Annotated in this window: 27 protein-coding genes; 11 read left to right on the top strand and 16 right to left on the bottom strand. The window is 73.6% G+C overall.

Annotation, left to right across the window (positions count from 1 at the left end; all coding sequences use genetic code 11):
• Nucleotides 1-102: 102 nt before the first annotated feature.
• Nucleotides 103-585, top strand: coding sequence for a nuclear transport factor 2 family protein (locus ELQ39_RS27615; protein ID WP_242594517.1), 483 nt, complete (start codon nucleotides 103-105; stop codon nucleotides 583-585).
• Nucleotides 586-645: 60 nt separating this feature from the next.
• Nucleotides 646-2,214, top strand: a complete 1,569-nt coding sequence (gene lnt, locus ELQ39_RS27610) for an apolipoprotein N-acyltransferase (RefSeq protein WP_242594515.1) — start codon at nucleotides 646-648, stop codon at nucleotides 2,212-2,214.
• Here the strand turns inward: lnt and ELQ39_RS27605 are convergent.
• Together ELQ39_RS27605 and ELQ39_RS27600 are read right to left on the bottom strand one after the other, a co-directional pair.
• Nucleotides 2,138-3,043 carry a Gfo/Idh/MocA family protein gene (locus tag ELQ39_RS27605; protein WP_242594513.1) on the bottom strand — a complete coding sequence of 302 codons (906 nt, stop codon included), beginning with the start codon at nucleotides 3,041-3,043 and terminating at the stop codon, nucleotides 2,138-2,140. The two genes, lnt and ELQ39_RS27605, sit on opposite strands and share 77 nt — an antisense overlap.
• On the bottom strand, nucleotides 3,040-4,323 hold the full coding sequence (locus tag ELQ39_RS27600) for an FAD-dependent monooxygenase (protein WP_242594511.1): 1,284 nt from the start codon (nucleotides 4,321-4,323) through the stop codon (nucleotides 3,040-3,042). Before ELQ39_RS27600 ends, ELQ39_RS27605 begins: the two co-directional genes overlap by 4 nt.
• Nucleotides 4,324-4,412: 89 nt before the next feature.
• Here ELQ39_RS27600 and ELQ39_RS27595 point away from each other — a divergent pair, with 89 nt between their 5' ends.
• Nucleotides 4,413-5,057 (top strand): TetR/AcrR family transcriptional regulator, encoded by a 645-nt coding sequence (locus tag ELQ39_RS27595; protein WP_242594509.1) that lies wholly within the window; start codon nucleotides 4,413-4,415, stop codon nucleotides 5,055-5,057.
• Here the strand turns inward: ELQ39_RS27595 and ELQ39_RS27590 are convergent.
• Complete coding sequence (locus ELQ39_RS27590) at nucleotides 4,990-5,850, bottom strand: DUF3626 domain-containing protein (RefSeq protein ID WP_242594507.1); 861 nt, start codon at nucleotides 5,848-5,850, stop codon at nucleotides 4,990-4,992. The two genes, ELQ39_RS27595 and ELQ39_RS27590, sit on opposite strands and share 68 nt — an antisense overlap.
• 111 nt (nucleotides 5,851-5,961) lie before the next feature.
• On the opposite strand from ELQ39_RS27590, the gene ELQ39_RS27585 reads away from it, so the two are divergent.
• The gene (locus ELQ39_RS27585) at nucleotides 5,962-6,474 is read left to right on the top strand and encodes a DinB family protein (protein WP_225644844.1); all 513 of its coding nucleotides are present in this window, start codon (nucleotides 5,962-5,964) and stop codon (nucleotides 6,472-6,474) included.
• Between the two features lie 113 nt (nucleotides 6,475-6,587).
• Nucleotides 6,588-7,094 carry a hypothetical protein gene (locus ELQ39_RS27580; RefSeq protein ID WP_443334351.1) on the top strand — a complete coding sequence of 169 codons (507 nt, stop codon included), beginning with the start codon at nucleotides 6,588-6,590 and terminating at the stop codon, nucleotides 7,092-7,094.
• 12 nt (nucleotides 7,095-7,106) lie between these two features.
• On the opposite strand, the gene ELQ39_RS27575 is transcribed toward ELQ39_RS27580, so the two are convergent.
• From ELQ39_RS27575 to fabG, 5 genes are all read right to left on the bottom strand, one after another.
• The gene (locus ELQ39_RS27575; protein WP_242594505.1) at nucleotides 7,107-7,616 is read right to left on the bottom strand and encodes a hypothetical protein; all 510 of its coding nucleotides are present in this window, start codon (nucleotides 7,614-7,616) and stop codon (nucleotides 7,107-7,109) included.
• A 140-nt stretch (nucleotides 7,617-7,756) separates the two neighbouring features.
• Nucleotides 7,757-8,440 carry a uracil-DNA glycosylase gene (gene ung / locus ELQ39_RS27570; protein WP_242594503.1) on the bottom strand — a complete coding sequence of 228 codons (684 nt, stop codon included), beginning with the start codon at nucleotides 8,438-8,440 and terminating at the stop codon, nucleotides 7,757-7,759.
• A gap of 90 nt (nucleotides 8,441-8,530) precedes the next feature.
• Complete coding sequence (locus ELQ39_RS27565; protein WP_225644737.1) at nucleotides 8,531-10,117, bottom strand: ABC transporter substrate-binding protein; 1,587 nt, start codon at nucleotides 10,115-10,117, stop codon at nucleotides 8,531-8,533.
• A gap of 254 nt (nucleotides 10,118-10,371) precedes the next feature.
• Entirely contained in the window at nucleotides 10,372-11,130 is a 759-nt protein-coding gene (locus ELQ39_RS27560; RefSeq protein ID WP_242594501.1) for an SDR family oxidoreductase, read from the bottom strand.
• An 11-nt stretch (nucleotides 11,131-11,141) separates the two neighbouring features.
• The gene (gene fabG, locus ELQ39_RS27555; RefSeq protein WP_225629126.1) at nucleotides 11,142-11,903 is read right to left on the bottom strand and encodes a 3-oxoacyl-ACP reductase FabG; all 762 of its coding nucleotides are present in this window, start codon (nucleotides 11,901-11,903) and stop codon (nucleotides 11,142-11,144) included.
• A 275-nt stretch (nucleotides 11,904-12,178) separates the two neighbouring features.
• On the opposite strand from fabG, the gene ELQ39_RS27550 reads away from it, so the two are divergent.
• The gene (locus tag ELQ39_RS27550) at nucleotides 12,179-12,754 is read left to right on the top strand and encodes an excalibur calcium-binding domain-containing protein (protein ID WP_242594499.1); all 576 of its coding nucleotides are present in this window, start codon (nucleotides 12,179-12,181) and stop codon (nucleotides 12,752-12,754) included.
• A gap of 496 nt (nucleotides 12,755-13,250) precedes the next feature.
• Here ELQ39_RS27550 and ELQ39_RS27545 read toward each other — a convergent pair whose 3' ends face one another.
• Together ELQ39_RS27545 and ELQ39_RS27540 are read right to left on the bottom strand one after the other, a co-directional pair.
• On the bottom strand, nucleotides 13,251-13,634 hold the full coding sequence (locus ELQ39_RS27545) for a DUF3037 domain-containing protein (protein WP_190003583.1): 384 nt from the start codon (nucleotides 13,632-13,634) through the stop codon (nucleotides 13,251-13,253).
• A complete protein-coding gene (locus ELQ39_RS27540; RefSeq protein ID WP_242594497.1) occupies nucleotides 13,631-14,395 on the bottom strand; it encodes a HipA family kinase in 765 nt (254 codons plus the stop codon). Before ELQ39_RS27540 ends, ELQ39_RS27545 begins: the two co-directional genes overlap by 4 nt.
• 201 nt (nucleotides 14,396-14,596) lie before the next feature.
• Between ELQ39_RS27540 and ELQ39_RS27535 the strand changes: the two genes are divergently transcribed.
• Entirely contained in the window at nucleotides 14,597-15,091 is a 495-nt protein-coding gene (locus ELQ39_RS27535; protein WP_242594495.1) for a Rieske (2Fe-2S) protein, read from the top strand.
• A gap of 71 nt (nucleotides 15,092-15,162) precedes the next feature.
• Nucleotides 15,163-15,633 (top strand): pyridoxamine 5'-phosphate oxidase family protein, encoded by a 471-nt coding sequence (locus ELQ39_RS27530; protein WP_242594493.1) that lies wholly within the window; start codon nucleotides 15,163-15,165, stop codon nucleotides 15,631-15,633.
• Here the strand turns inward: ELQ39_RS27530 and ELQ39_RS27525 are convergent.
• A complete protein-coding gene (locus tag ELQ39_RS27525; protein WP_242594491.1) occupies nucleotides 15,608-16,603 on the bottom strand; it encodes a LysR family transcriptional regulator in 996 nt (331 codons plus the stop codon). The two genes, ELQ39_RS27530 and ELQ39_RS27525, sit on opposite strands and share 26 nt — an antisense overlap.
• A gap of 75 nt (nucleotides 16,604-16,678) precedes the next feature.
• Here ELQ39_RS27525 and ELQ39_RS27520 point away from each other — a divergent pair, with 75 nt between their 5' ends.
• Entirely contained in the window at nucleotides 16,679-17,635 is a 957-nt protein-coding gene (locus tag ELQ39_RS27520) for a DMT family transporter (protein ID WP_242594489.1), read from the top strand.
• 194 nt (nucleotides 17,636-17,829) lie between these two features.
• On the opposite strand, the gene ELQ39_RS27515 is transcribed toward ELQ39_RS27520, so the two are convergent.
• Entirely contained in the window at nucleotides 17,830-19,167 is a 1,338-nt protein-coding gene (locus ELQ39_RS27515; RefSeq protein ID WP_242594487.1) for an aminotransferase class I/II-fold pyridoxal phosphate-dependent enzyme, read from the bottom strand.
• A gap of 35 nt (nucleotides 19,168-19,202) precedes the next feature.
• On the opposite strand from ELQ39_RS27515, the gene ELQ39_RS27510 reads away from it, so the two are divergent.
• Together ELQ39_RS27510 and ELQ39_RS27505 are read left to right on the top strand one after the other, a co-directional pair.
• The gene (locus ELQ39_RS27510) at nucleotides 19,203-19,889 is read left to right on the top strand and encodes a pyridoxamine 5'-phosphate oxidase family protein (protein WP_190003576.1); all 687 of its coding nucleotides are present in this window, start codon (nucleotides 19,203-19,205) and stop codon (nucleotides 19,887-19,889) included.
• Complete coding sequence (locus tag ELQ39_RS27505) at nucleotides 19,889-20,524, top strand: FMN-binding negative transcriptional regulator (RefSeq protein WP_242594485.1); 636 nt, start codon at nucleotides 19,889-19,891, stop codon at nucleotides 20,522-20,524. Before ELQ39_RS27510 ends, ELQ39_RS27505 begins: the two co-directional genes overlap by 1 nt.
• A gap of 141 nt (nucleotides 20,525-20,665) precedes the next feature.
• On the opposite strand, the gene ELQ39_RS27500 is transcribed toward ELQ39_RS27505, so the two are convergent.
• The 4 genes from ELQ39_RS27500 to ELQ39_RS27485 all read right to left on the bottom strand — a co-directional run bounded on the left by ELQ39_RS27500 (nucleotide 20,666) and on the right by ELQ39_RS27485 (nucleotide 24,364).
• Complete coding sequence (locus ELQ39_RS27500) at nucleotides 20,666-21,628, bottom strand: DMT family transporter (RefSeq protein WP_242594484.1); 963 nt, start codon at nucleotides 21,626-21,628, stop codon at nucleotides 20,666-20,668.
• A gap of 224 nt (nucleotides 21,629-21,852) precedes the next feature.
• Nucleotides 21,853-22,806, bottom strand: a complete 954-nt coding sequence (locus tag ELQ39_RS27495; RefSeq protein WP_190003958.1) for an EamA family transporter — start codon at nucleotides 22,804-22,806, stop codon at nucleotides 21,853-21,855.
• A 195-nt stretch (nucleotides 22,807-23,001) separates the two neighbouring features.
• Nucleotides 23,002-23,535 carry a Clp protease N-terminal domain-containing protein gene (locus ELQ39_RS27490; protein ID WP_190003573.1) on the bottom strand — a complete coding sequence of 178 codons (534 nt, stop codon included), beginning with the start codon at nucleotides 23,533-23,535 and terminating at the stop codon, nucleotides 23,002-23,004.
• Nucleotides 23,536-23,722: 187 nt separating this feature from the next.
• The gene (locus ELQ39_RS27485) at nucleotides 23,723-24,364 is read right to left on the bottom strand and encodes a helix-turn-helix transcriptional regulator (RefSeq protein WP_190003572.1); all 642 of its coding nucleotides are present in this window, start codon (nucleotides 24,362-24,364) and stop codon (nucleotides 23,723-23,725) included.
• Between the last annotated feature and the right edge of the window lie 59 nt (nucleotides 24,365-24,423).

The raw sequence follows: 24,423 nt of genomic DNA, 5'->3' as shown, positions 1-24,423 counted from the left end.
GACTCGCAGACGCCCCCGACCGCGTCGCGCCCGGCCCGGCGGGCCGGGGAAAGTCCGCGCACGCACCTTGGCCGCGTCCCCCGCATGGCCAACACTGAGCCGATGACGCAGCGTGTGGAGTTCGCGACCGTACGGGACCGGATGGACCTGGACGGGCTCGTCACCGACTACGCGGCGGCCGTCGACGACGGCGACTGGGCGGCGTACCGGCGGCTGTTCACCCCGGACGGGCGGGCGGATCACCGTACCGCGGGCGGTGTCGAGGGGGACGCGCAGGCGGTGGCCGGATGGCTGGCCGAACGGTGCGCGGAGTTCCCCGTGCGGCAGCATCTGTTCGTCAACCGCCGGGTGCTCCTCGGCACGTGGGAGCGGGACACCGGGGACACGGCCGAGGTGCGGACCGACTACGTCAGCCCCGCCTCCCGGGGCGGCGGGGACGGGGCCGCCGTGCTCGATCTGCTGAGCGGCGGCCGGTGCGTGTTCACGGCGCTGCCCACGCCCGACGGCTGGCGGCTGAGCCGGGTCGTCGTGCGCGAGAAGTGGCGGCGCCCGACCGGCGGACGGCCGGCCGGTGTGATCGACTGATCCCGCGTCCGGCCGGGTCCGGGACGCACACTGGAGGCATCACGGGGTAGGGAGGCGCCCATGAGGAATCTCGACCACCACCTCGCGTCCCCGAGGCGCCGCTCGGCCGCCGCCGCGGTCGCCGGCGCGCTGCCCGTCCTGGCCTTCCCCGCCCCGAACCTGTGGTGGATCGCCTACGTCGCCCTGGTCCCCTGGCTGCTGCTGATCCGCACCGCGCCGACCGGGCGCCGGGCCGCGTTCGACGGCTGGTGGGGCGGGTTCGGGTTCATGCTGGCCATGCACCACTGGCTGCTGCCCAGCCTGCACGTGTTCACGTTCGTCCTCGCCGCGCTGCTGGGCGCGCTGTGGGCGCCGTGGGGGTGGCTGGTGCGCCGGACGCTGGGCGGCTCACCGTCCGGACGCCGGGTGACGGCCGCGCTGCTGGTGGTGCCGTCGGGCTGGCTGACGATCGAGCTGATCCGCTCCTGGCAAGGGCTCGGCGGGCCGTGGGGCGTGCTGGGCGCGAGCCAGTGGCGGGTGGAGGCGGCGCTGCGGCTGGCGTCGGTGGGCGGGGTGTGGCTGCCGAGCTTCCTGGTGGTGGCGCTGAACGTCGCGGTGGCCGTGCTGGTCGCGGTACGCCGGGCCCGGGTGCCGGCCGTGGCGGGGCTGGTCGCCGTGGCCGCCGCGGGGTCGGCCGCCTGGGCCGGGTCGCCGCGCCCCGAGCAGACCGGGGAGCGGACGCGGATCGCGCTCGTCCAGCCGGGCGTCATAGCCGGCCGGGACAGCGCCGACCGCCGCTTCGACCGCGAGGAGCAGCTGACCCGTGAGCTCGCGGGGCAGGACGTCGACCTGGTCGTCTGGGGCGAGAGCAGCGTCGGCTTCGACCTCGGCGACCGCCCCGAGCTGGCCAGGCGGCTGGCCGCGCTGTCCCGTGAGACGGGTGCGGAAATCCTCGTCAACGTGGACGCGCGGCGCTCGGACAAGCCCGGCATCTACAAGAGCTCGGTGCTGATCGGCCCGGACGGCCCCACCGGCGACCGGTACGACAAAATGCGCCTGGTGCCGTTCGGGGAGTACGTTCCGGCGCGCTCGCTGCTGGGCTGGGCGACGTCCGTCGGCAAGGCGGCCGGGGAGGACCGCAGGCGCGGCTCCGAGCAGGTCGTCATGGACGTGGGCGACGGACTGCGGATCGGGCCGATGGTGTGCTTCGAGACGGCGTTCCCCGACATGAGCCGCCATCTCGTGCAGGACGGCGCGGCCGTGCTGCTCGCGCAGTCGTCGACGTCGACGTTCCAGCAGAGCTGGGCGCCCGGGCAGCACGCCTCGCTGGCGGCGCTGCGCGCCGCGGAGACCGGCCGCCCGATGGTGCACGCGACCCTGACCGGGGTGTCCGCCGTGTACGGCGCGGACGGCGGGCGGATCGGCCCGTGGCTCGGCACGGACGCCTCCGCCGCGCACGTCTACGAGGTGCCGCTGACCCGGGGCACCACGCTGTACGCGAGGTTCGGCGACTGGCTTCCGCAGGCGGCCCTCGTCGTGCTCGCGGTCTACGGCGCGGTGGGTCTTGTGCGGTCTAGGCGAGGCGTTCGTCGACCGCCCGTACCACCCGTTCGCACAGCTCATGGGTCGCCAGTGCGTCACGGGCGCTGAGCGTCTTCCCGGCACGCACCGCGTCCAGGAAGGCGAGCGTCACCTGCTCGATGCCGCGCTGCCGGGACACCGGCACCCAGTCGCCGCGCCGCCGCACGGTCGGCTGGCCCTTGTGGTCGATCACCTCGGCGAGGTTGACCACCTGGCGCTTGGTGTCCTGACCCGACACCTCGAGGATCTCCTCCGTCGAACCGCTGAGCCGGTTCATCACGCCGAGGGCGGTGAAGCCGTCGCCGGCCAGCTGGAGCACCACGTGGTGCAGCAGCCCGTCCTCGGCGCGGGCGCGGACGGTGACGTCGTCGACCTGGCCGGGCACCAGGAAGCGCAGGGTGTCCACGACGTGGATGAAGTCGTCGAGGATCATCCGGCGCGGTTCCTCGGGCAGCCCGACCCGGTTCTTCTGCATGAGGATCAGTTCGCGCGGATGGTCCGCGCACTGCGTGTAACCGGGGGCGTGGCGCCGGTTGAAGCCGACGGCGAGGCTGACGCCGCGCTCCTCGGCGAGCGTCACCAGCCGCTCGGAGTCGGCGAGTTCGTACGCGAGCGGCTTGTCGACGTAGGTCGGCACGCCCGCCTCGAGGAGCCGCGTCACGATCCGCGGGTGGACGTCGGTCGGGGCGTGCACGAAGGCCGCGTCGAGGCCGGCGGCGATCAGCGCGTCGAGGTCGGCGTGCCGCTGGGCGGGCGGCAGGTGGAGGGCGTCGCCGACGCGTTCCAGGGTGGCCGGGGTGCGTGTCTGCAGATGGAGCTCCACGCCGGGCTGGACGGCGAGCACCGGGAGATAGGCCTTCTGCGCGATGTCGCCGAGCCCGATGCAGCCGACCTTCACGGTGTGTTCTCCTCTGGTCCTCGCCTGCCGTGGTCCGCTGCGAGCATACGGGGTGCCCCGGAGCCGTCCCCGTCCGCACCGGACGGCCCTCCCGGCGGCCGCCAGTCGGCGATCCCGTCGAATCCGCGCAGGAACAGTGACGGCGCCGCCTTCGACAGCGCGGCCAGCGCGGAGTTCCGTACGGCCGTGCCGACGCGGCCGGTCGTCAGCACGTTGAGGCGGGCCGTCCGCACGGCGCGGCGTGTGACGGCCGTGGTGCGCGGGAGGCGGGCTGCGGTGTAGCCGGGGAGGCCGTCGGCGACGGGCTCGTCGGCGGAGGGGGGCATGCCCGGGCGGGGGAAGGCGAGGGTGATCGCGTCCTCGACGGCCTGGTTGCCGCCCTGGCCGAGGGTGGGCGGCATGGCGTGCGCGGCGTCGCCGACGAGGGCCACGCGGCCCCGGTGGAAGGCGGGCAGCGGCTCGGCGATGTGGTGGACGTCGTGCCGGAGGACGTCCTCGGGGCGGACGGCGGCCAGCACCTCGGGGATCGGGCTGTGCCAGTCGCCGTAGCGGCGCAGGAGTTCGGCCCGTTCGTCGTCCGGGGCCCGCTCCCCCGCGGGCGCGACGGCGGCGGCGTAGGCGTACACCCGGCCGTCCTTGAGCGGATGGGTGCCCCAGATGGCCCCCCGGCCCCAGGTCTCGTGCGAGGGGAACGCGACGCCGGGCAGCGGGATCACCACGCGCCAGGTGGTGAAACCGCTGTGGACGGCGCCGGGGTGACCGGGGAACAGGGTGCCGCGCACGGCGGAGCGGAGACCGTCGGCCGCCACCACCAGATCGGCCTCCAGCTCCCCTTCCGGCGTCTCCACACGGGCCGGCCTGCGGGGGTCGCCCGGGACGCCGGGGTCGGTCAGCCGGGCGGGGGTGCCGGTGCGTACGGCGCCGGAGGGGAGCCGTCCCGCCAGGTGGTCGACGAGGGTGGCGCGGTGCAGCAGGACGAGCGGGCCGCCGAAGCGCTCGGCCGCGGCGGACGCCTCGGCACGGGCCAGCCACCGGCCGCTCGGCGTCCGCAGCCCGCCGTCGCCCTGCCAGGCGGACAGGGCCCGGATGTCGTCACCCAGGCCGATGACGTCCAGCGCGCGAAGCGCGTTGGGGGACAGCGAGATCGCCGCGCCCACCGGGTCCAGGGAGGGCGCGCGCTCCAGCACGGTGACCCGCGCCCCTCGCACGTGCAGGGCGGCCGCCGCCGCCAGCCCGCCGATGCCCCCGCCGATCACGATCACTCGCTCGACCGCTGCCATGACTTCCTCCCGGAGGTTGCGCTACTACATCTGTAGTGAGACTCCCCTCCACCGTACTACAGCCGTAGTGAACCGAGTAGGTTGACCCCATGTCCGAACGCACCACCACCCGCGCCGCCCGCGCCGCCCGCGCCGACCTGGTCGCCGACACCGCTCTCGCCCTGCTCGCCGAACGGGGCATGCGCGGCCTGACGCACCGGGCGGTGGACGAGGCGGCCGGACTCCCCCAGGGCTCCACGTCCAACGTGGCGCGCACCCGGCAGGCGCTGCTGGAACTGGCGGTACGCCGCCTCGCCGACCGGGAGGAACGGGTCCTCGCCCTCCAGGAGCTCCCCGACCCCCGCGAAGGCACGGACGCCCTCCTCGACGCCCTGGCCCTGACGGCCCATCGCGCGCTCACCCGGAACCGCGACCTCACCCTGGCCCGCTACGAACTCGCCCTGGAGGCCACCCGCCGCCCGGAACTGCGCGCCCACTTCGACGCGGCCGGCGCCCGCTTCCGCACCCACCTCACCGCCCTGGTCACCGCCCTGGGCTCCCCGTCCCCCGACCGCCACGCCCTCACCCTGATCGCCTGGGCCGACGGCCTCCTCTTCTCCTGCGTGGCGGGCTCGTACCACGCGCAGGTGCCGACGGTCCCGGACATCCGGGCGGACCTGCGGGAGATCATCGAGGGGATGCTGGGGACGCGGCCGGCGCCCCGAAGCGCGCCAGACAGTGCCACACCTTCTTGACCGCCTGCGGGTCGTGCCGTCCCGTTGCGGCCGCCTCTCCGACCAGGCGTGGATCGAGCACGCCGGAGACGGCGATCTCCGTGCCCAGCTCGACGATCTCCGGGCCCCGGTATCCGGGGTGCCTGCGCAACTCCTCGACGGTCAGCCTGAAGCCGGGGTGCCATTCCATGGGGCAGGGCAGCAAACGGGCAGCTTCCTCGACGGCCGTGCCCTGGAAGCAGGGGTCGAGGACCAGGGCCTCGACGTCCCGGTCGAGGCGGACCGGGCCGTGCACATGCGCCTCGACGCAGTCGTCGAGGGCGTCCCGCCGGTCGGCGAGCGCCAGTTCGACGAGCGCCATGTGCCCGGCGGTGCCGAAGTCCGAGGGGTCCAGGCAACTGTCCGGGTAGCAGAACGTGGTCCGCTCCAGGGTCGCCGCTGTGAGCCGGAGGTGGGAGGAGCCGAACCGCGGGGCCGCGCCGACCGGACTGTGCCGGTGGTCGAGTGCGCCGTAGACGGGCCGCTCGGCCGCGGGCGCCTGGTCGTAGGCACCGCCGAAGAGCCGACTCTCCCATCGCCACCGGTCGCCGCCGGGGCGCGCGGTCAGGCCGCCGTTGCTGGTGCCGGTGACGAACTGCGAGACGTAGACACCGCTGTCGGCGAGAGAGCGGAGGATTGGCCTGCCTTGGGAGACCCGGTCGGGATGGAAGTTGAGGGTCACCCGCAGGTCCGGGTCCATGGGCGGGCCGGACGCCAGCCGGGCCACATGCGCGAGGGCTCGTTCCTGTGAGGTGCGGAGGATGCCGCGGCTCATGCGGGCAGTGTCCTCGGTACGGACCGGCCCGCGCACGCGAATTTAGGCGCCCCGCGACGCGGAGAGACAAATAGCTGGTGTGACCCCCTGTCAGCAGGAAAGGATCCCCAGATGACGACCCAGCGCACTGAACCCGCCCAGAACGCCGACGAACGGACCATGCTCGAAGGGTGGCTCGACTACCACCGGGCGACGCTCGCCCGGAAGTGCGAGGGGCTGACCGACGAGCAGTTGAGGGCCGCCTCCGTGGCACCGTCGGAGCTGTCGCTGATGGGGCTGGTGCGGCACATGGCGGAGGTCGAGCGCTCGTGGTTCCGGCGGGTGTTCGCCGGTGAGGACGCGGGGCCGATCTACTTCGGGGAGGCCGATCCGGACGGGGAGTTCCACCCCGGTGAGGCGGACACCTGGAAGGACGCGTACGAGACCTGGCAGGCGGAGATCGAGGCCGCCCGGCGCAACGCGGCCGGTCACTCCCTCGACGAGCGCTCCCGGGGTCGTCATCACTCGCACTCCGAGCCGTGCTCCCTGCGCTGGATCTACACGCACATGATCGAGGAGTACGCCCGGCACAACGGCCACGCGGACCTGATCCGGGAGGCGATCGACGGCGCCACCGGCGAGTGACGTCACCCGCCGCGCCGACGGGGCCCTCGAAGGTGGGCGGACATCACCCGTGCGGGGGAGCTCCGCGCCTGTCCGTCCACCGCCCGGCGGGCGGAGCGAGCAAAGTGGCGGGGGTGCAGCGAACGACGACCACAGCAACGCTTCTGGTGACCGTGGCGGTCGCCGCCCTCTCGGGCTGTGTGACGGTCCAGCGTCCCCTCGCACCGGGCCCGGCGACCGCGCCGCCGCCGGGGGCCGGGCACGACGCGGCGGGGCGCGACGCGTCGCCGGTCGTGCAGGCGCCCGCGCGCGAGGCCCTGCAGCGGGTGCCGGCCGACTCCCCCGAGGCGTCCCCGTCGGACCGGGCCACCCCTGGGGGCGAGCCGGCGAAGGGGGACGCCCCTTCCGACGTGCGCGACGGGCAGGCGCCGCGCACTCAGCGGCCCCGCAGCCCCGAACGGCCGCAGCCCACCCGGCGCACCCACGCCCCGCGCCCGCCCGCCCAGCCCCCGGGCGGCGGCGGGTCCCTGCCCGGGGGCGCCTCCGGCGGCTCCGACGTCTGCGCGATGGGCAGGGAGTACGGCGGCTGGCCGGCGGACAGCCCTCAGGCCCGCATCTGCCAGGACACCTACGGCCGCTGAGCAGGCCCCCTCTCACCTCTGCCGGGGCGGTCCCGGTCCCCCGGGCGGCATCCCGTCCTCCCCCAGCCGCCCCTCCAGCCGGCGGATCGCGGAGCGTACACCCTCGCCGTAAGGGTCGTCGGCGAGGGTGCGGGCGGCGCCCCGGGCCCGGTCCAGGTGGGTGCGGGCCGCGTCGGGGCGGCCGAGGCGGACGTAGTCGGCGGCCAGATTCAGATGCAGCGACGGGTACAGGGCTCGCACCGCCGGGGCGCCGTCGTCCGCCCAGGTCCCGCCGGCCTCCTCGGCCGCCGTCAGCGCCCGCAGGTCCCAGGCCAGCTCGTCCTCGGGGTCGTCCTGGGTGTCGGCGAGGTAGTGGGCGAGGGTGCAGCGGTGCAGCGGGTCGCCGTGCTCGCCGATCTCCGCCCACAGGCCGAGGAAGCGGTGCCGGGCCTCCTCCCGGTCCCCCGCGTGGTGCAGCATCACGACTTGGCCGATCCGGGTGAGCAGGGCGTCCGGCGCCGCCTGCTCCTGTCGCTCCGTCACCGCGTCCTCCGCACCGTCGCCCGCTTTCGCCCCCGACGCTAACCGCAGACGGGGACGATTCCGGACAGGCCGCCCCGCGACGTGCCGGGGGCAACGCGCGCGGGCCGGTCCGCACCCGGCCGGGCGGAGACGCGGGCGGATCAGCCCAGGTCGGGGATGGTCCAGTCGATCGGCTGGTGCCGCTGCGCGGCCACCGCCTCGTTGATCTGCGAGAACGGCCGGGAGCCGAAGAACTTCTTCGCGGACAGCGGCGAGGGGTGCGCCCCCTTCACCACCACGTGCCGGCTCTCGTCGATCAGCGGCAGCTTCTTCTGCGCGTAGTTGCCCCACAGCACGAAGACCGCCGGGTCGGGTCGGTCGGCCACCGCGCGGATCACCGCGTCGGTGAACAGCTCCCAGCCCCGGCCCTTGTGCGAGTTGGCCTCGCCCGCGCGGACCGTCAGCACCGCGTTGAGCAGCAGCACGCCCTGCCGGGCCCACGGCATCAGATAACCGTTGTCCGGGACGGGCGTGCCCAGATCGGCGTGCAGCTCCTTGTAGATGTTCCGCAGGGACGGCGGGATCTTCACCCCGGGGCGGACCGAGAAGCACAGCCCGTGCCCCTGGCCCTCCCCGTGGTACGGGTCCTGGCCGAGCACCAGGACCTTCACCTCGTCGTACGGCGTGGCCTCCAGGGCCGCGAAGACCTCCTCGCGGGGCGGGTAGACGGGACCGCGCGCCCGCTCCTCCTCGACGAACTCGGTCAGCTCCTTGAAGTAGGGCTGCTGCAGCTCGTCACCCAGAACCCCGCGCCAGGACTCGGGCAGCATGGCGATGTCGGTCACGTCGATTCCCTTGCTCACATGGTCGTTTCCGGTTCTCCGAACCTACCGGCGACCACTGACAGCCGGCCCCGCGGCCGGTGCCCGGGCGCTCTACCAGCTGGTCTTCCGGGAGAGCTGCCACATCATCATGATCGTGGAGGGGTCCAGGGCGCGCTCGGCGCCCGAGATCTCCCGGCTCGCCGCCACGTACTGCCGCCCCTGCCACAGCGGGAGCAGCCGCGCGTCGTTCACGAGGATCTGCTGGGCCTCCTCGAACTGCTTCACCACGTTGCCCCGGTCGCTCTCGCGACGGGAGCTGGGCAGCAGGTCGTTGACGATCTTCTTGTTCTCGTACGGCGTGCCGAGCGCGTTCTGCTTGCCGACGAACGGCGCGATGAAGTTGTCCGCGTCCGGGAAGTCGGGGAACCAGCCACGGCCGAACACCGGGTACTCACCCTTCTGGTAGCCCTCGACGTAGGTCTTCCAGGGGCGGCTCTTCAGCGTGACGTCGAACAGCTCGGACGCCTCCAGCTGCCGCTCCAGCTCCTTGAACTCCAGGGCGGTCTCGGAGCCGTAGCGGTCCGAGGTGTACCAGAGGGTGAGCGGCACCCGCTCGGTGATGCCGGCGTCGCGGAGGATCTCGCGGGCCTTGTCGGCGTCGGGATCGCCGAAGTCGTCGAAGAAGCCGGTGGTGTGTCCGGTCAGGCCCTTGGGGACCATCGAGTACAGCGGGTCGACGGTGTCCTTGTAGACCTTGTGCGCGATCGCGGCGCGGTCGACGAGCTGCGCGATGGCCTGGCGTACGGCCTTCTTCCCGGCCCACGGGTCCTTCGGGTTGAACACCAGGTAGTTGATGTCGGTGCCGGTGCCGTCGATGAGCTGGATCTCCTCCTCCTTGGAGGTCCTGCCCTGCAGCTCGACGATGTCGCCCGCGGCCAGACCGCGGTAGGTGAGGTCGATGCGCTTGTCGCGCAGCGCGTCGACCATCTCGCCGGAGTCCTGGTAGTAGCGGATGGTGACCGCGTTGTTCTTCCGCTCGGCGTACCCCTTGTAGTTGTCGTTGCGGACCAGCTGGGCCTCCTTGCCCTCCTCGTACGACTGGAGGGTGTACGGCCCCGATCCGACGACGCTCCTGTCCTCGCGGAGCGACCCCGCGGGGTAGGAGTCGGGGTCGACGATCGACATCGCGGGGGTCGCGAGCACGAACGGGAAGGTCGCGTCGGGCTTGTTGAGGTAGAAGACCACCTCGCGCTCGCTCGGCGCCTGGACCCGCTCGAGGCTGCCCAGCAGACCGGCCGGACCACCGTTGACGTTGATCTGGCGGATGCGGTCGATCGAGTGCTTGACCGCCTTCGCGTCCAGTTTGCCGCCGTCGGAGAAGGTGAGTCCCTCGCGCAGCTCACAGCGGAACACCTGGTTGGAGGTGTCGGAGAACTCGCATTTCTCCGCCGCGTCCGGCTGGGGAGTCGTCGCGCCGATCGGGTAACTCAGCAGCGTCTGGTAGATGTTGCGGAACAGCTCCCAGGAGCTGTCCCAGGACGCGGCAGGATCCAGCGTGCTCGGCGAGCTGGTGGTTCCCACGACGATGGGGCCCTCGTCCTCCGGGCTGTCGGACGCCAGGACGCCACATCCGGTCACCAGGGACGATATGGACGCGATGGCCGCCACCCGCCGCAGGCATCGATTCCGGTTGAACACGCGCACGCTCCTCGATCTGCCATACCAAGGGTCGGCGAACGATACCGCAGTGACACACCGGCTGACCCTCCCCGGAACGGCCCTTGAGATCATCTGGTGGATGACTACGTTGTCACGGGCGTTTCGTGCCCGAATCGCCGACACGGACGCCGTTTTCGTCAACGGCGTCCGTGTCGGACGGGGCTGTGGTGACCGGTGCGCACGCCTGGTGCGCGGATCCGGGCCCGGGGATCCGGACCCGTTGGGTGTACGGATCAGCCGACGCCGGCGTTGAGGAAGATGCCGCCGTCGACGACGAGGGTCTGGCCGGTGACCCAGTCGGACTGGTCCGAGGTGAGGAACGCGGCCGCGCCTCCGATGTCGGACGGCACGCCGAGCCGGCCGAGCGGGTAGGACGCGGTGGCCTCCTCCTCGCGGCCCTCGTACAGCGCCTGGGCGAACTTGGTCTTCACCACCGCCGGGGCGATGGCGTTGACCCGCACCTTGGGCGCGAACTCGTGCGCAAGCTGCTGGGTGAGGTTGATCAGCGCGGCCTTGCTGACGCCGTACGCGGCGATGAAGGGCGAGGGTGCGATGCCCGCGACGGACGCGATGTTGACGATCGCGCCGCCGTTGTCCTTCTGCCAGGCGTGCCAGGTCTTCTGCGCGAAGCCCAGCGCCGAGATCACGTTGGTCTCGAAGACCTTGCGCGCCACGTTCAGGTCGAGGTCGGCGATCGGCCCGAACACCGGGTTCGTCCCCGCGTTGTTGACCAGGTAGTCGACCCGGCCGAAGGCCTCCATCACGCGCTCGACGGCGAGTGCCTGATGGGCCTCGTCGTGCGCCTTGCCGGCCACGTACACGGCCCGGTCGGCGCCGAGCTGCTCCACGGCCTCCTTGAGGGCGTCCTCGTTGCGTCCGGTGATGCACACCCGGTCGCCGCGCGCGACCAGCGCCTCCGCGACACCGTAGCCGATGCCGCGGCTGGCGCCCGTGATCAGGGCGACCTTGCCGGTGGGTTCCACTGTCGTCATGTCCGGGTCCTTTAGTCGAGCGGTCCGCCGGCCACGTACAGCACCTGGCCGGAGACGAAGCCTGCCGCGTCCGCGGAGAAGAAGGCGATGGCGTTGGCCACGTCCTCGGGCTCGCCGACGCGGGCGACGGGGATCTGGGTGGCGGCGGCGGCCTTGAAGTCCTCGAAGCCCATGCCGACGCGGTCGGCGGTGGCCTTGGTCATCTCGGTGGCGATGAAGCCGGGGGCGACGGCGTTGGCGGTGACGCCGAACTTGCCGAGCTCCTTGGCCAGGGTCTTGGTGAAGCCCTGCAGACCGGCCTTGGCGGCGGAGTAGTTGACCTGGCCGCGGTTGCCGAGCGCGGAGGACGACGACAGGTTGACGATACGGCCGAAGCCGGCGTCCACCATGTGCTTCTGGCAGGCCTTCGACATCAGGAAGGCGCCGCGCAGGTGCACGTTCATGACGGTGTCCCAGTCGGAGACGCTCATCTTGAACAGCAGGTTGTCGCGCAGGACGCCCGCGTTGTTGACCAGGATCGTCGGCGCGCCGAGCTCCTCGGTGATGCGGGCGACGGCCGCCTCGACCTGTGCCTCGTCGGAGACGTCGCAGCCGACCGCGATCGCCTTGCCACCGGCGGCGGTGATCTTCTCGACGGTGTCCTTGCAGGCGGCCTCGTCGAGGTCCAGCACGGCGACCGCGCGACCCTCGGCGGCCAGTCGTACGGCGGTGGCGGCGCCGATGCCGCGCGCGGCGCCGGTGACGACCGCGACCCGCTGCTCAGTGGTGGACATTGCTGTTTCTCCTCGCCCTTGGGATGCGGCTCCTGCGGCCGGCTCGAATCGGTGAGCGACCGCTTAGTACCTTCAGCAGACGTGACGCTAGAAGCCCTGGCACCCGGTGTCAACGGCACACCGCGCGTGTGTGATCCATTCCCCGCGGCCGGGCGGGCCCTTCCGGCGTCCCGTTCCTTTCCCCGGCACCCGATCGGCCCAGCGCTGCGCGCCGTCCGGGCGGGCGGAACCTAGCGTCGAAGCGCGAGCTTCCGCGGCCGGAAAGGAGGCGCCCGATGCGCCGTCGCACCGGTGCCATAGGCACGCTGATCGCGCTCGCCGCGATCGTGCCGATGGCCGACATCGCCCACGCCCAGGACCTGGACTGCAGCGACTTCACCTACCAGGAGGACGCGCAGACCTTCTTCGAGACGGACCGCAGTGACCCGCACCGGCTCGACGAGGACCCCGGCCCGGACGACGGCATCGCCTGCGAGGCGCTCCCCCGGCGCGGCCTGACCTCCTCCACGTTCCGCCCGGCCCCGACCTCCCGCCCGCCGACGCCGGCCCCGAGCCGCACACCCACGGCGACGGCCTCGCCGACCCGGCCCTCGGCCACACCGACGCGGCCCTCGGCCACACCGACGCGGACGGCGACACCGACCCGGACCCCGACGCCCACGCCCACGCCCACCGCGACGGCGTCCCCGACGCGTACCTCCGCCGCCCCTACTCCGACCCGCGGCGTCCAGGGCGGCCTGGGCGGCACCTCGACCGACGGCCCGACGAGCTGGGACCTCGGCATCGGCGCCACATTCGTCAGCGGCGCGCTCCTGGCCACGGGCTACGTCATCCGCCGCCGCCGATCCTGACGGCACCGCGTCGGGGCAAGGCCGGGCACGGCAACCCGGACCGCCGCCGCAACGCCCGCGCCGCACACGGCGTCGAGGCCGCCGGGACATCGCGATACCGGCGGCCGGTGCGACAGCCCATGGCGCCGCGCAGGCGGAATCGCCCGCCGACGGCGCCGGCTGCCCGGGCGGGGCGCGCACACGCGGCACCGGAGCCGCGACTCCGGCCCCCCATGAGCCCTGTCAGGGGAAGCGCACGCCGTCGGCGACACCGGCTCCCGGGCAGCGCGCGAACGCGGGATGCCGAAGCCTCCCGGGCACCGCGACCCCGGCCACCCGTCCAGCGGCCCACGAGGCGCGCCGGAGTCATCGCCTGCCGACGGCCACCCAGCAGGTGTGCGAACGCGCGCTGGTGCGCCGGGGCGCGGTCACAACGGCGGACGCGCCCCGAACACCTTTGCGCGCGCACCCTCCCTGCTCACGCTTCGATGCCCGCCCCGCGCAGCGGACCCGCGTCCTACCGGACCAGCAGGTCCAGCAGCCGTTCCGTTTCCACCGCAGGGTCCGCCGTCAGGCCCGTGTGGACCGGGCCCGGCTGGACGATCGTCGAGCGGGGGGCGATCAGCCAGCGGAAGCGGCGGCCGGGGTCGTCGTGAGCCGCCTGGCCCGCCGCGTCGCCGCCCGCGCAGACGCCCTCGACGGCGCGCAGCGCGGCCCGTACGCCGGGGACGTCGGCGGCCGGGTCGAGGGCGAGCAGCCGGGCCTCGTCGAGATGCGTGCGGGCCCCGACGTAGGAGAGGCGCCGGCAGTACACCAGCACCCCCGCGTTGATGCGTTCACCGCGTTCGATCCGCGGCACGACGTGCAGCAGCGCGTACTCGTAGACGTGCAGGTCGCTCACCGGTCCCCCCCGAGGCCCTCGATGCGGTCGTGGATGCCGGCGGCGCGGGCGAGCAGCGGGCGGGCGTAGGCGCGCCGGAGGTCGTCGGGGCTGTCGAAGCCGGGTTCGCCGGCCAGCCAGACGTCCGGGACCTGGGCGGTGACCTCGGCCAGCAGGTCCTCGGTGATGCGCGGGGCGAGGTCCGCCGCCGCCGCGGCGACGTCCGGCTCGGCGCCCCGCAGGGCGTGGTCGGAGGCGTCGTAGGGGCGGGCGGCGGAGACCTCGGCGCCGGGCCAGTTGTGGTGCCAGATCATGGTCGCGCCGTGGTCGATGAGCCACAACTCCTCGCGCCACCGCAGCATGTTGGGGTTGCGCCAGGAGCGGTCGACGTTGTTCACCAGGGCGTCGAACCAGAGGATCCGGCCGGCCTCCTCCGGGCTCACCTCGAAGGCGAGCGGGTCGAAGCCGAGGGCGCCGGAGAGGAAGTCCGTCCCGAGATTGGTGCCGCCGCTGGACTTCAGCAACTGCTGCACCTCCTGGTCGGGTTCGCCGAGTCCGAGCACCGGGTCGAGCTCGACGGTGACCAGGCGCGGCACCCGCAGCCCCAGCCGACGGGCCAGTTCCCCGCAGACGACCTCGGCGACGAGCGTCTTACGGCCCTGTCCGGCGCCGGTGAACTTCAGCGCGTAGGTGCCGAGGTCGTCCGCCTCGATCAGTCCGGGGAGCGAGCCGCCCTCGCGCAGCGGCGCGATGAATCGGGTCGCGATGACTTCCTTGAGCATCGCCCCAGGCTACTGGCGTGTCACCGCATGTCGGAGGCGGCCCGGTGGCGCGCCGCCGGTGATCGACAGGCAACCGACAGCTGTGGCTTACGCCCCTCCGACCGCACGCAGGCGAAGCTCTCGGCACTGCCTGAACGGCGTGGGCCCGCCGACCGTACCTGTTTCCAGATCACGCTTCATCCCCGGAAGGGACACACCGGCATGACCGTATCGTTCCAGCCCGCATCGGGACCCGCCCGCCGCACGGTGGTGGCAGCCGCGGGGGCGGCCGGCCTCGCCGTGGCGCTGACCGCGTGCGGAGGTTCCGACGACGACGCGTCCGCCACCCCGGCCGAGTCCGGCGGCACGGCGGACGACGCCGCGGACAGCGGCGGCTCGGGCGGGAGTTCAGATGGCGACGCGGCCGGCGGCACGCCGCTCGCCTCGACCGCCGACATCCCCGAGGGCGGCGGGAAGGTGTTCGCCGACCAGAAGGTGGTGGTCGTGCAGCCGTCGGCGGGCGAGTTCAAGGCGTACTCCGCGACCTGCACGCACCAGGGCTGCGCGGTGAAGAGCGTCTCCGACGGGCTCATCAACTGCCCGTGCCACAACAGCAACTTCTCCGTCGCCGACGGCAGTGTGAACAGCGGCCCTGCGACCAAGCCCCTGCCCGAGGTGCGGATCACCGTCGACGGCGACGCCATCACCCTCGCCTGAACCGCCGGTCCCGTGCACGATGGAGGACTACGTGCACGGCACACGCACAGCACGACTGCAGAAGGGGCCGTATGACCGCCACACAGCGCCGGGGCCGCAAGATCATGATGACGCCCGGGGAGCTGGACGAGTTCCTCACCGAACAGCGCACCTGCCGGGTCGCCACGGTGTCCGCCGACGGCATGCCGCACGTGAGCACCCTGTGGTTCGTGTGGGACGGCGTCTCGATGTGGCTGTACTCGGTGGTGCGCAGCAGGCGCTTCGCGGACCTGCGGCGCGACCCTCGGTTGGCGGTCGTGGTCGACACGGGCGAGGAGTACGACGAGCTGCGCGGCGCGGAGCTGTCCGGGCGGGCGGAGTTCGTGGGCGAGATCCCGCGCACCGGCGAGCTGCGGGCGGAACTGGACGTGCCGGAGACGCTGTTCGCCCGGAAGAACTTCGGCCTGGACGAGATGCCGCACGACGGACGGCACGCGTGGCTGCGGCTCACCCCGGAGAAGATCGTGTCCTGGGACTTCAGGAAGCTGGCGCAGCTGTCCTGACGCCCTCCTGGGGGACCCCGCTCCCGTGCGCGGGGGAACCGGACTCGGGGGCGCTGCTTCCCGGCGCGCCCCCGACCCGCTCCCCCGCCGCCCGCAGCGCCCGGACCGCCGCCCGGATCGACGGGCGGCGGTCCGCGTCGGCGCGCCAGACGACGAACACGTGCCGCCGGACCCGCTGCCGCAGCGGCACGGTCACCACCCCGCCGGGCAGGGGGTCACGTCCCAGCAACGGCGCCACGCACACCCCGAGCCCGGCGGCGACCAGGTTCAGCTGGGTGTGGCTCTCGGCCGCGCGATGCGCCACGATCGGCTCGACGCCCTTGGACCGCAGGGTGAACATCAGCCACTCGTGGCAGAACTCGCCCTCGCCCCAGGTGATCCACTCGTCCTCGGCCAGCTCGGCGAGGTCGATCTCGTCCCGTCCGGCGAGCGGATGGGCGGCCGGCAGGGCCACGTCGGCCGGGTCGTCCAGCAGCAGCGCCTTGACCAGCCCGTCGGGCAGCGGCATCGGCTTGTTGTACCAGTCGAGCACCACCGCGAGGTCGAGGTCGCCGCGGACGACGCCCCGGATGCCGTTCTCGGGCTCCAGCTCCCGCGACCGCACCCGCAGCGCCGGATGGCGTTCCTTCAGGTCGGCGAGCGCGGCCGGGAACAGCCCGCGCGCGGCGGTGGGGAAGGCCGAGACCCGCAGCTCGCCCGCGACCTGCCCACGCTGCGCCTCCAGGTCGGCCTGGGCCAGCTCCGCCTGGGACAGGATGCGCGCGGCGTGCTCGGCGAGCAGCCGCCCCGCATCCGTCAGCCGTACCCCGCGCCCGTGCTTGGCGAGGAGGCGCTGGCCCACCTCGCGCTCCAGCTTGGCCATCTGCTGCGAGACGGCCGAGGTGGTGATGTGCAGCCCCTCCGCCGCACCGCTGACCGAGCCGTGCCGGGCGAGGGCGTCGAGGGTGCGCAGGCGCTCCAGGTTCAACATGTAAGCGATGCTACGAGATACCGCGTGCGATTTCTCGATTGTGCTACGAGGTGGGTCTGCCCCATCGTTACCGGCATGAGCAGTGTCACCGCGACCACCACCACCGCGCCGGATCCGGCCGGCTCCGCACCCGTGTCCGCCCCCGCCCGTCCGCGCCTCGACTGGCGGCTGCGTTTCGCCGCCCTGTCGCTGATCTGGGGCTTCAGCTTCCTCCTCATCAAGGTCGGCACCCAGGGCTACGCCCCCTTCCAGGTCACCCTGGGACGCCTGGCGTTCGGCACGGCCGTGCTGGCGGTGGCCATGGCGGTACGGCGGGAGGGGCTGCCGCGCGGCGCCCGCACCTGGATGCACCTGGCCGTCGCCGGTTTCCTGCTCAACGCGCTGCCGTTCTCGCTCTTCGCCTTCGCGGAGCTGACCATCCCGTCCACCCTGGCGGGCATCTGCAACGCCACCTCCCCGCTCTGGGGGATGGCTCTGTCCCTGGTCGCGCTGCGCGAGGACCGGCCGACCCGGGTGCGGGTGGCAGGCCTGGGCCTCGGCTTCCTCGGAGTGCTGACCGTACTGGGGGCGTGGCAGGGCTTCCACGGCCTGGACGCGCGCGGTACGGCCCTGGCCCTGCTCGCCTCCCTGAGCTACCCCGTCGGCTGGATCTACGTCCGCCGCACCCTCGCCGGCAGCAGCGCGTCGCACCTGTCCCTGACAGGTGGCCAGTTGCTGCTCGCGACGGTCCAACTGGCGGTCGTGACCCCGTTGTTCACCTCCGCGCCGTCGAGCCTGGCCGTCGGCCCGCTGCTCGCGATCGCCGCGCTGGGCACGCTGGGCACGGGCCTGGCGGTCCTCGTCCAGTACGGCATCGTCGCCGAGGTCGGCCCGACGACCGGCCAGATGGTCACCTACTTCGTCCCGGTGATCGCCGCGGCGGCGGGCATCCTGCTCCTGGGCGAGACACTGACGTGGTCGACACCGGTCGGGGCGGCGGTGGTGCTGGCGGGAGCGGCACTCACGCAGGTGAAGCCGAAGCGAGCGGGGTGACCGGGGCGGGGTGACCGGACCCCGCCGGGGGACACCGTCACGCGCCCGGCCCGTGTCCCTGCTCGCCGCGATGTCGCCGCGATGTCGCTGTGACCGCGCACGCGCCTCGCAGACGCCGTGCCGGCCCCAGGGCGCAAGGGCAACGTCAGGGCGCTGCCCGCCGAGCGCCCCCGCCGACTCGCGCGCGGTGACCCTCACGCGTACGTCCGCCGGTCCGCCTCCCCTGGCCGTACGGCCGCCGCGATCGCCTCGGCCAGTGGTTCGATCTCCGCGTCCGTGAGGGTGGAGACGGTGACGCGGATGCCCGGCGGCGTGTTCATCCGGAAACGCGCTCCGGGGGCAACCGCCCAGCCCGTGTGCAGCAAACGGGCGACCGCCCCGGTCTCGTCGGGGACCGGTACCCACAGGTTCATGCCGCTGCGCCCCCGCGCCACGACCCCGCGCCGCCGCAGCGCCTCGGCCAGCGCGTCCCGGCGCTCCCCGTACCGCGCCGCCACGCCCGCCGGGTCCACCGCGCCGTCGGCCCACAGCCGCGCCACCGCGCGCTGGAGGGTGAGGCTGACCCAGCCCGGTCCGAGCCGCTGCCTGCCGCGTACCCGGTCGAGGGTGAGCGCGTCGCCGGTGAGGACCGCGAGACGCAGGTCGGGCCCGTACGCCTTGGCGGCCGAGCGGGAGAAGGCCCAGCGGTGGGTGACACCCGCGAGGGGGTGCAGCGGGAGGTCGACGATGTGGTGGCCGTGGTCGTCCTCGATCAGGAGCGTCTCGGGGTGATCGGCGAGCACCGCACGCAGCGCCTCCGCCCGCTCGGCGGTCAGCGCGGCGCCGGTCGGGTTCTGGGCACGGTCGGTGACGACGAGCGCCCGCGCCCCGCCCTCCAGCGCCCCGCGCACGTCCCTCGGCACCGGGCCCTCGTCGTCCACGGCCACCGGCACGGTCCGCAGACCGAGCGCCGGCACCAGATCCAGCAGACTCCCCCACCCCGGATCCTCGACCACCACCGCGTCCCCGGGCCGCAGATGGGCGGCGAGCACCCGCTCCACCGCGTCCAGAGCGCCCGAGGTGACGGCGACCGGGCCCTCCGGCACCCCGTCGGCGTGCAGTCCGGCCCGTGCCAGCCGCTCCAGCCCGGGATCCACCGGAGCGTCCCCGTACAGCACCGGCTGCTTGTCACCCCGGGCCGCGGCCGCCGCGAACGCCCCGGCCAGCGGGGGCAGCAGCGCGGGGTCCGGGTTTCCGTCGGAGAGGTCACGCACACCCGGCGGGACCTCCACGCGGATCATCTCGCGCGCGGTGGTGGCCGGCTTGGGCCGCACCCGACTGCCCCGCCGGCCCGCCGTTTCGATGACCCCGCGCTCGCGCAGGGTCCGGTACGCGGCGGCCACGGTGTTGGGGTTCACCCCGAGCCGCTCGGCCAAGTCCCTCATGGGAGGCAGCAGTTCGCCCGGCTGCAGGACGCCCTCCCCCACCGCCCGCTCGATGCTCGCGGAAATCTCCGCTGCACGCCGCCCACTGATCCGATACTCTCCTAGCACAAACCACATTATGCACTAGTACAATGGAGTTGGCCATGCAGGGGCCCCAGCGACCGCAGCAGCGACCCGACACCGCCTACACGCCCACCGAGCGCACCGTCCCCACCCGCGCCCCGCAGCGCGCGTCGTACGACAAGGACCTGGTGCACGCGATACTCGACGAGGGCTACGTCTGCCACCTCGGCTTCGTCCGGGACGGCGCCCCGGTCGTCCTGCCCACGCTCTACGGCCGCGTGGGCGAGGTCCTCTACGTCCACGGCTCCACCGGCTCGCGCCCGCTGCGCACGGCCGGACAGTCCGGCCAGGGGCTCCCGGTGTGTCTCACCGTCACCCATGTCGACGGCCTGGTGCTGGCCCGCTCCGCCTTCCACCACTCGGTCAACTACCGCTCCGTGGTGGTGCACGGCACGGCGTACGACGTGACCGACCCGCAGGAGAAGCGGCAGGCGCTCGACGCCCTCGTCGACCACGTCGTCCCGGGCCGCTCCGCCGACTCCCGCCCGGCGGACAAGAAGGAACTGGCCGCCACGGCCGTCCTCCGCATCCGCCTGGACGAGGTCTCCGCCAAGGCGCGCACGGGCGGTGTCAACGACGAGCCCGAGGACCTGTCCCTGCCCCACTGGGCCGGCGTCCTCCCGGTCCGCACGGTCCACGGCGCCCCCGAGCCCTCCCCGGACCTCGCCCCCGGCACGGAGGTCCCCGGCTACCTGACGGCCCTGTGATGCTGATCCGTCCCTGGGACGCACCGGACGACGACACATGGCAACGGTGGCTCACCACGCACGACTTCGGCCAGCTCGCGGTCAACGGCCCGCCCGGCGAACCGCCGTTCGTCCAGCCCCTGCACTTCGCCTACGACGCCGAGCGCGGCGACGCGGTCACCCACCTGGCCCGTCCCCACCCGCTCTGGCCCGCGCTCGAGGCCGCGCCGGACGTCCTGCTGAGCGTGGTCGACGACTACGCGTTCGTCCCCGGCCCCTGGCAGGCCGAACCGGGCACCCCACCCGGACACGGCGTCCCGACGAGCCTGTACGCCGCGGTCCAGCTCCGCTGCCGCGCCCACGTCGTGGACGACCCGGCGGAGAAGGCGACCCTGCTGAACCGCCAGGTCGGCCACTTCCAGCCGGAGGGCGGCTCCGCACGGGCAGCGGCCGGCGAGGCCCCGTACGGCAGGCTGCTGTCCGGCATCCGCGGTCTGCGCCTGGAAGTGACCGAGGTCCGGGCGAAGTTCAAGTACGCGGGCAAACGGTCCCAGGCCGTCCGCGACCGCATCGCGGCCGGCCTGGCGGACCGGGGGCGGACTCGGGACGCCGCGGCACGAGGGCATGTCCTGAGGGTGGCACCGAAGGCCGGTTGACCGGACACGGAGGGCGGCGGGTGCGTCCGCGCGGAACCCCTGCCCCAACGGCAACCCGGCACCCATCGGCGCGCACGACCGCCGTACCCGCCCAGAGTCCGAGGGTGCCCCTGCCGGCCGGCAGGGGCACCCTCGCTCACCTCACGCCGGAACGGCCTCCCCCCGCGCCCTGCGGGCGGCCCGCGCGTCGCGGGCCTCCCCCGCCGCCAGGCCCGCCACCGAGCCCAGCATCAGCAAGGTGCCGACCAGGGTGGCCGCCGTGAGCCGCTCGCCGAGTACGGCGACAGCCAGCACCGCCGCGCTGACCGGTTCGAGCAGCATGATCACGGACACGGTCGCCGACCGGACGACCGCGGCGCCCGCGAAGTAGAGGCCGTAGGCCAGCGCGGTCGGCACGGTCGCGACGTAGGCGAGCAGGAGCAGCAGAGCACCGGGCGCGTCGGTGTGCGGCATCAGCCCCTCCACCGCGGCGAACGGCAGGAGCACCAGGCTGGTGACGGCGAACGCCCCGACGGTCGCGCCGGAGGAGTCGGTGCCGCCGTCGCGCCCCCACCACCGGGTGAGCAGGGTCATGGCCGAGTAGCCGGCGGCGGACAGCAGGGCGAGCAGGACGCCCGCCGGGTCCACCGTCGCCTTCCCGCCGCCGAGGACGAGCACCACGAGTCCGGTGAGCGCGCCGGCGACGGACGCGAGCCCGCCGCGCCCCAGTCGCTCGCCCATGGTGATCCGGGCGCCGAGGGCGATCAGAACGGGACCGGCGCCCAGGGTGACGACGGTGGCCACGGCCAGCCCGGTCGCCGACACGGCGGCGAAGTAGGCCGTCTGGAACACCGCGAGTCCGGCGCCGGTGGCCGTCGCCCGCGCGACCCGGCGGCCCAGCGGTGCCGGAGCGGCGTCGGCACGGGAGCGCCCGGACAGCAGGCGCGCCGCGTACAGCACGGCAAGACCGGCGGCGCACCGCCAGAAGGACAGGGCGATCGGACCCATGTCGCTGGTGCGGTACACCAGCGAGGCCGCGGCGCCCGCGGTGCCCCAGGCGGCACCGGCGACGACGAGGTAGATCAGGCCACGCCCGACGGGCAGGCCGGAGACGTTGTTCGACACGTGTTCTCTCTCCGCAGAGTCGCGCACCACGCGTCGGCGTGGGCGCGGAAGTTCGGAAGGGAGCCCGGCTCAGGCCCGGCCGGGGCCGAGGGACCGGGGTCCGCGGACTTCGTCTGCGGGCAGCACCGCGACGCCCGGCACGCTGCCGGGCGTACAAGCCGGAGGGCCCGCCTCAGGCGGCCGGCGGCGGAAGAACACGTGCGCGCGTATGCATGATCAGCACCTTATGCGGTGGTTCCGGGGGTGGACAACTCCCGTTCGGGACCGCCGCCGGCGACGGGTTCCTCGGGGGTCTTCGCCGGGGCGGAGGACTGGGCGATGAGGGCGCCGGCGAGGACGACCACACCGCCGACGATCTGCGGCGCCGACAGATGCTCGCCGAGCAGCACCCAGGCGAGGACGGTGGCGATGACCGCCTCCAGACAGGCGACGACGCCCGCCACCTGCGGTGAGAGGCGGCGCACCGACACCACGCCGGTGACGTACGCGGCGACCGTGGCGACGAGGACGATCCACCCCAGGAGCAGGAACGCGGCGACGGGTGTGCCGTCCATCGCGGCGGTGCCGGTGAGCACGGACCAGTCCATGGACCAGGGCCGCGCGACGACGGTGAGCACGGCGGCGCCGATCAGCAGCCCGTACGCGATGACGCCGAGCGGGTCGGGGGACTCCTCGCTGTCGCTGCCCTGGTCGGACAGGACGAAGTAGCCGACCTGGCAGCAGGCGGCGCCGAGCGCGAGGGCGAGTCCGAGGGCGTCGAAGCCGAGTCCTGCCCACACCTCGACGACGCAGGCGAGGCCGCCCACGGCGAGCACCACGCCGACGGCGGCCGCACGCGTCACCGGCCGCCGCTGCACGAACCGCACCCAGCCGAGGACGAGCGCGGGCGCCAGGTACTCGACGAGCAGTGCGACGCCGACGGGGATGCGGGAGATGGCGGCGAAGTAGCAGGCCTGCACACCGGCCACGGCGAAGAGCCCGAACCCGGCGAGCAGCGCGGGCCGTCGCCTGAGCAGCGCGCGGTGGCGTACGGCGAGCGGCAGCATGACGAGCGCGGCGCCCGCCACCCGCAGCCATACGACGTGCAGCGGGTCCAGCCCGGCCTCGATCAACGGCTTGGCCGCCACACCGGACCCGCCAAAGGCCACGGCGGACACCAGCGCGAGGGTGAGCCCCATGCCCTTGGGGTGAGTCTTGAACACCGCCACATGATGTCACCCCCCGACAGCACCGTCACCCCTCAAGACACCTGACGGGAAACCCCCCGCAGGGGCGCGGGGAACCGCGCGAAGGGGGGTGCGGGCGCGAAGCCGTCGAGGGACGGGAAGGGAAGGGGCGGAGGGGTGAAGAAAAACCCTGCCGCCGCACCCCGCTCATCCCGCAGTTCCGGCATCCACCCCCCGCACCACCTCCCCCGGCTCCACCCCGGCCCGCCGCACCACCTCGACAGCCCGAGCCCGCGGCTCCGCGACAAGCGCCGCCAGCAGGTCCGTCCCCCGAACCACCCCGTCCCCCCGCCGGGCAGCCCGCTCCCGAGCCCGCGCCACACACACCGCCGCCAGGGGCGAGAACCCGGTCACCCCCTCCACGACCGGCAGGCCGCCCGAGTCCTCGACGCTCCCCTGCCACCTCAGCCCGTACCCGATGCTCCGCTGCACCAGATAACCGAGCAGCCGCGCCACCGTGGCTCCGTCGCCGAACGCGGCCCGTACCTCGGGGTCGGACTCGAGCAGGGAGTGCAGCAGATGTGCGGTGTCGATGTGCCGGTCGCCGCCCCGCACCACCCTGCGCCGGGCGCCGGCCACGACCTCCGCCAGTTCCGCGCCGAGCCCGGCGTCGCCGTCCGCGCCGCGGGCGGCCTGCGCCTGGGGCCACTGGGCCTGCTGCCGGGGGATACGGGATCGCACATCTCCCACCCCATCAGTCCCGGCGGCCCGGCGCATCGGCGGCGGGACGCATCTTGGCGTCCCGCGGGAAGTGGACGTCGCATGGCGAAATCTCCTCCTTGGGAACGAGATCAGGGCGCACACGCCCGAGGGGCGCACGCCATGCGGCGCACGCCCCTCAGCTCCCCGCCGACTGTCAGCGGCCGGCTCAGTCCTCGTCCGCGAGGATCAGGTACAGCTTCTTACGGGCCTCGTTGATGACCGCGAGGGCCTTCTCCCGCTGCTCCTTGCTCCCCGTCTTCCAGACCTGCCCGAAGGCCTCCATCAGGCCGAACCCTGCCTGCCGGATCTCACCCAGCGCCTCCCAGTCGACGCCGCGCGAGGCCTCCTCCCAGGGAGCCTCGGGTCCGTCCTCGGCGGCCGTGCGGCCGGCCTCGGTGAGGGAGAACAGCTTCTTGCCGCCCTCGGACTCGCTGACGATCAGGCCCTCGTCCTCCAGCAGCTGGAGGGTGGGGTAGACCGAGCCGGGGCTGGGCTTCCATGCCCCGCCGCTGCGCTCGGCGATCTCCTGGATCATCTCGTAGCCGTGCATCGGACGGTCCTTCAGCAGCGCAAGGATCGACGCGCGGACGTCACCGCGCCGCGCCCTCCCCCTGGGTCCGCCGCGCCCTCGGCCGCCCCAGGGGCCGCCGTGACCGAAGCCGGGACCCCAGGGACCGCCGGGTCCTCCCGGACCACCCGGCCCGAATGGACCGAAGGCCGCACGCAGGCGCTCGAAGTCGCCCCGTCCGCCGCCCCGCGGCCCGCCGTGCCCATGACCGTGTCCGTGCTCATGACCGTAGCCACGCATCGCCACCACTCCATTCCATCGTTGATCTATTGCGATGCTTCAACGATATATCGGAACAG

Source organism: Streptomyces sp. GB4-14, from assembly GCF_022696125.1.
GTDB classification, from domain to species: Bacteria; Actinomycetota; Actinomycetes; order Streptomycetales; family Streptomycetaceae; genus Streptomyces; species Streptomyces werraensis.
The sequence above is the reverse complement of the archived record's forward strand: the minus strand, read 5'-3'. Positions and strand labels throughout refer to the sequence as shown.

Excerpts from the sequence above, each read along its gene's own strand:
- ELQ39_RS27505 (WP_242594485.1), top strand. The coding sequence starts at position 19,889 with ATGCTGATCCGTCCCTGGGACGCACCGGACGACGACACATGGCAACGG.
- ELQ39_RS27550 (WP_242594499.1), top strand. The coding sequence starts at position 12,179 with ATGCGCCGTCGCACCGGTGCCATAGGCACGCTGATCGCGCTCGCCGCG.
- lnt (WP_242594515.1), top strand. The coding sequence starts at position 646 with ATGAGGAATCTCGACCACCACCTCGCGTCCCCGAGGCGCCGCTCGGCC.
- ELQ39_RS27540 (WP_242594497.1), bottom strand. The coding sequence starts at position 14,395 with ATGCTCAAGGAAGTCATCGCGACCCGATTCATCGCGCCGCTGCGCGAG.
- ELQ39_RS27530 (WP_242594493.1), top strand. The coding sequence starts at position 15,163 with ATGACCGCCACACAGCGCCGGGGCCGCAAGATCATGATGACGCCCGGG.
- ELQ39_RS27560 (WP_242594501.1), bottom strand. The coding sequence starts at position 11,130 with ATGACGACAGTGGAACCCACCGGCAAGGTCGCCCTGATCACGGGCGCC.
- ELQ39_RS27585 (WP_225644844.1), top strand. The coding sequence starts at position 5,962 with ATGACGACCCAGCGCACTGAACCCGCCCAGAACGCCGACGAACGGACC.
- ELQ39_RS27600 (WP_242594511.1), bottom strand. The coding sequence starts at position 4,323 with ATGGCAGCGGTCGAGCGAGTGATCGTGATCGGCGGGGGCATCGGCGGG.
- ELQ39_RS27525 (WP_242594491.1), bottom strand. The coding sequence starts at position 16,603 with ATGTTGAACCTGGAGCGCCTGCGCACCCTCGACGCCCTCGCCCGGCAC.
- fabG (WP_225629126.1), bottom strand. The coding sequence starts at position 11,903 with ATGTCCACCACTGAGCAGCGGGTCGCGGTCGTCACCGGCGCCGCGCGC.
- ELQ39_RS27510 (WP_190003576.1), top strand. The coding sequence starts at position 19,203 with ATGCAGGGGCCCCAGCGACCGCAGCAGCGACCCGACACCGCCTACACG.
- ELQ39_RS27535 (WP_242594495.1), top strand. The coding sequence starts at position 14,597 with ATGACCGTATCGTTCCAGCCCGCATCGGGACCCGCCCGCCGCACGGTG.
- ELQ39_RS27520 (WP_242594489.1), top strand. The coding sequence starts at position 16,679 with ATGAGCAGTGTCACCGCGACCACCACCACCGCGCCGGATCCGGCCGGC.
- ELQ39_RS27495 (WP_190003958.1), bottom strand. The coding sequence starts at position 22,806 with ATGGGGCTCACCCTCGCGCTGGTGTCCGCCGTGGCCTTTGGCGGGTCC.
- ELQ39_RS27485 (WP_190003572.1), bottom strand. The coding sequence starts at position 24,364 with ATGCGTGGCTACGGTCATGAGCACGGACACGGTCATGGGCACGGCGGG.
- ELQ39_RS27595 (WP_242594509.1), top strand. The coding sequence starts at position 4,413 with ATGTCCGAACGCACCACCACCCGCGCCGCCCGCGCCGCCCGCGCCGAC.
- ELQ39_RS27590 (WP_242594507.1), bottom strand. The coding sequence starts at position 5,850 with ATGAGCCGCGGCATCCTCCGCACCTCACAGGAACGAGCCCTCGCGCAT.
- ELQ39_RS27615 (WP_242594517.1), top strand. The coding sequence starts at position 103 with ATGACGCAGCGTGTGGAGTTCGCGACCGTACGGGACCGGATGGACCTG.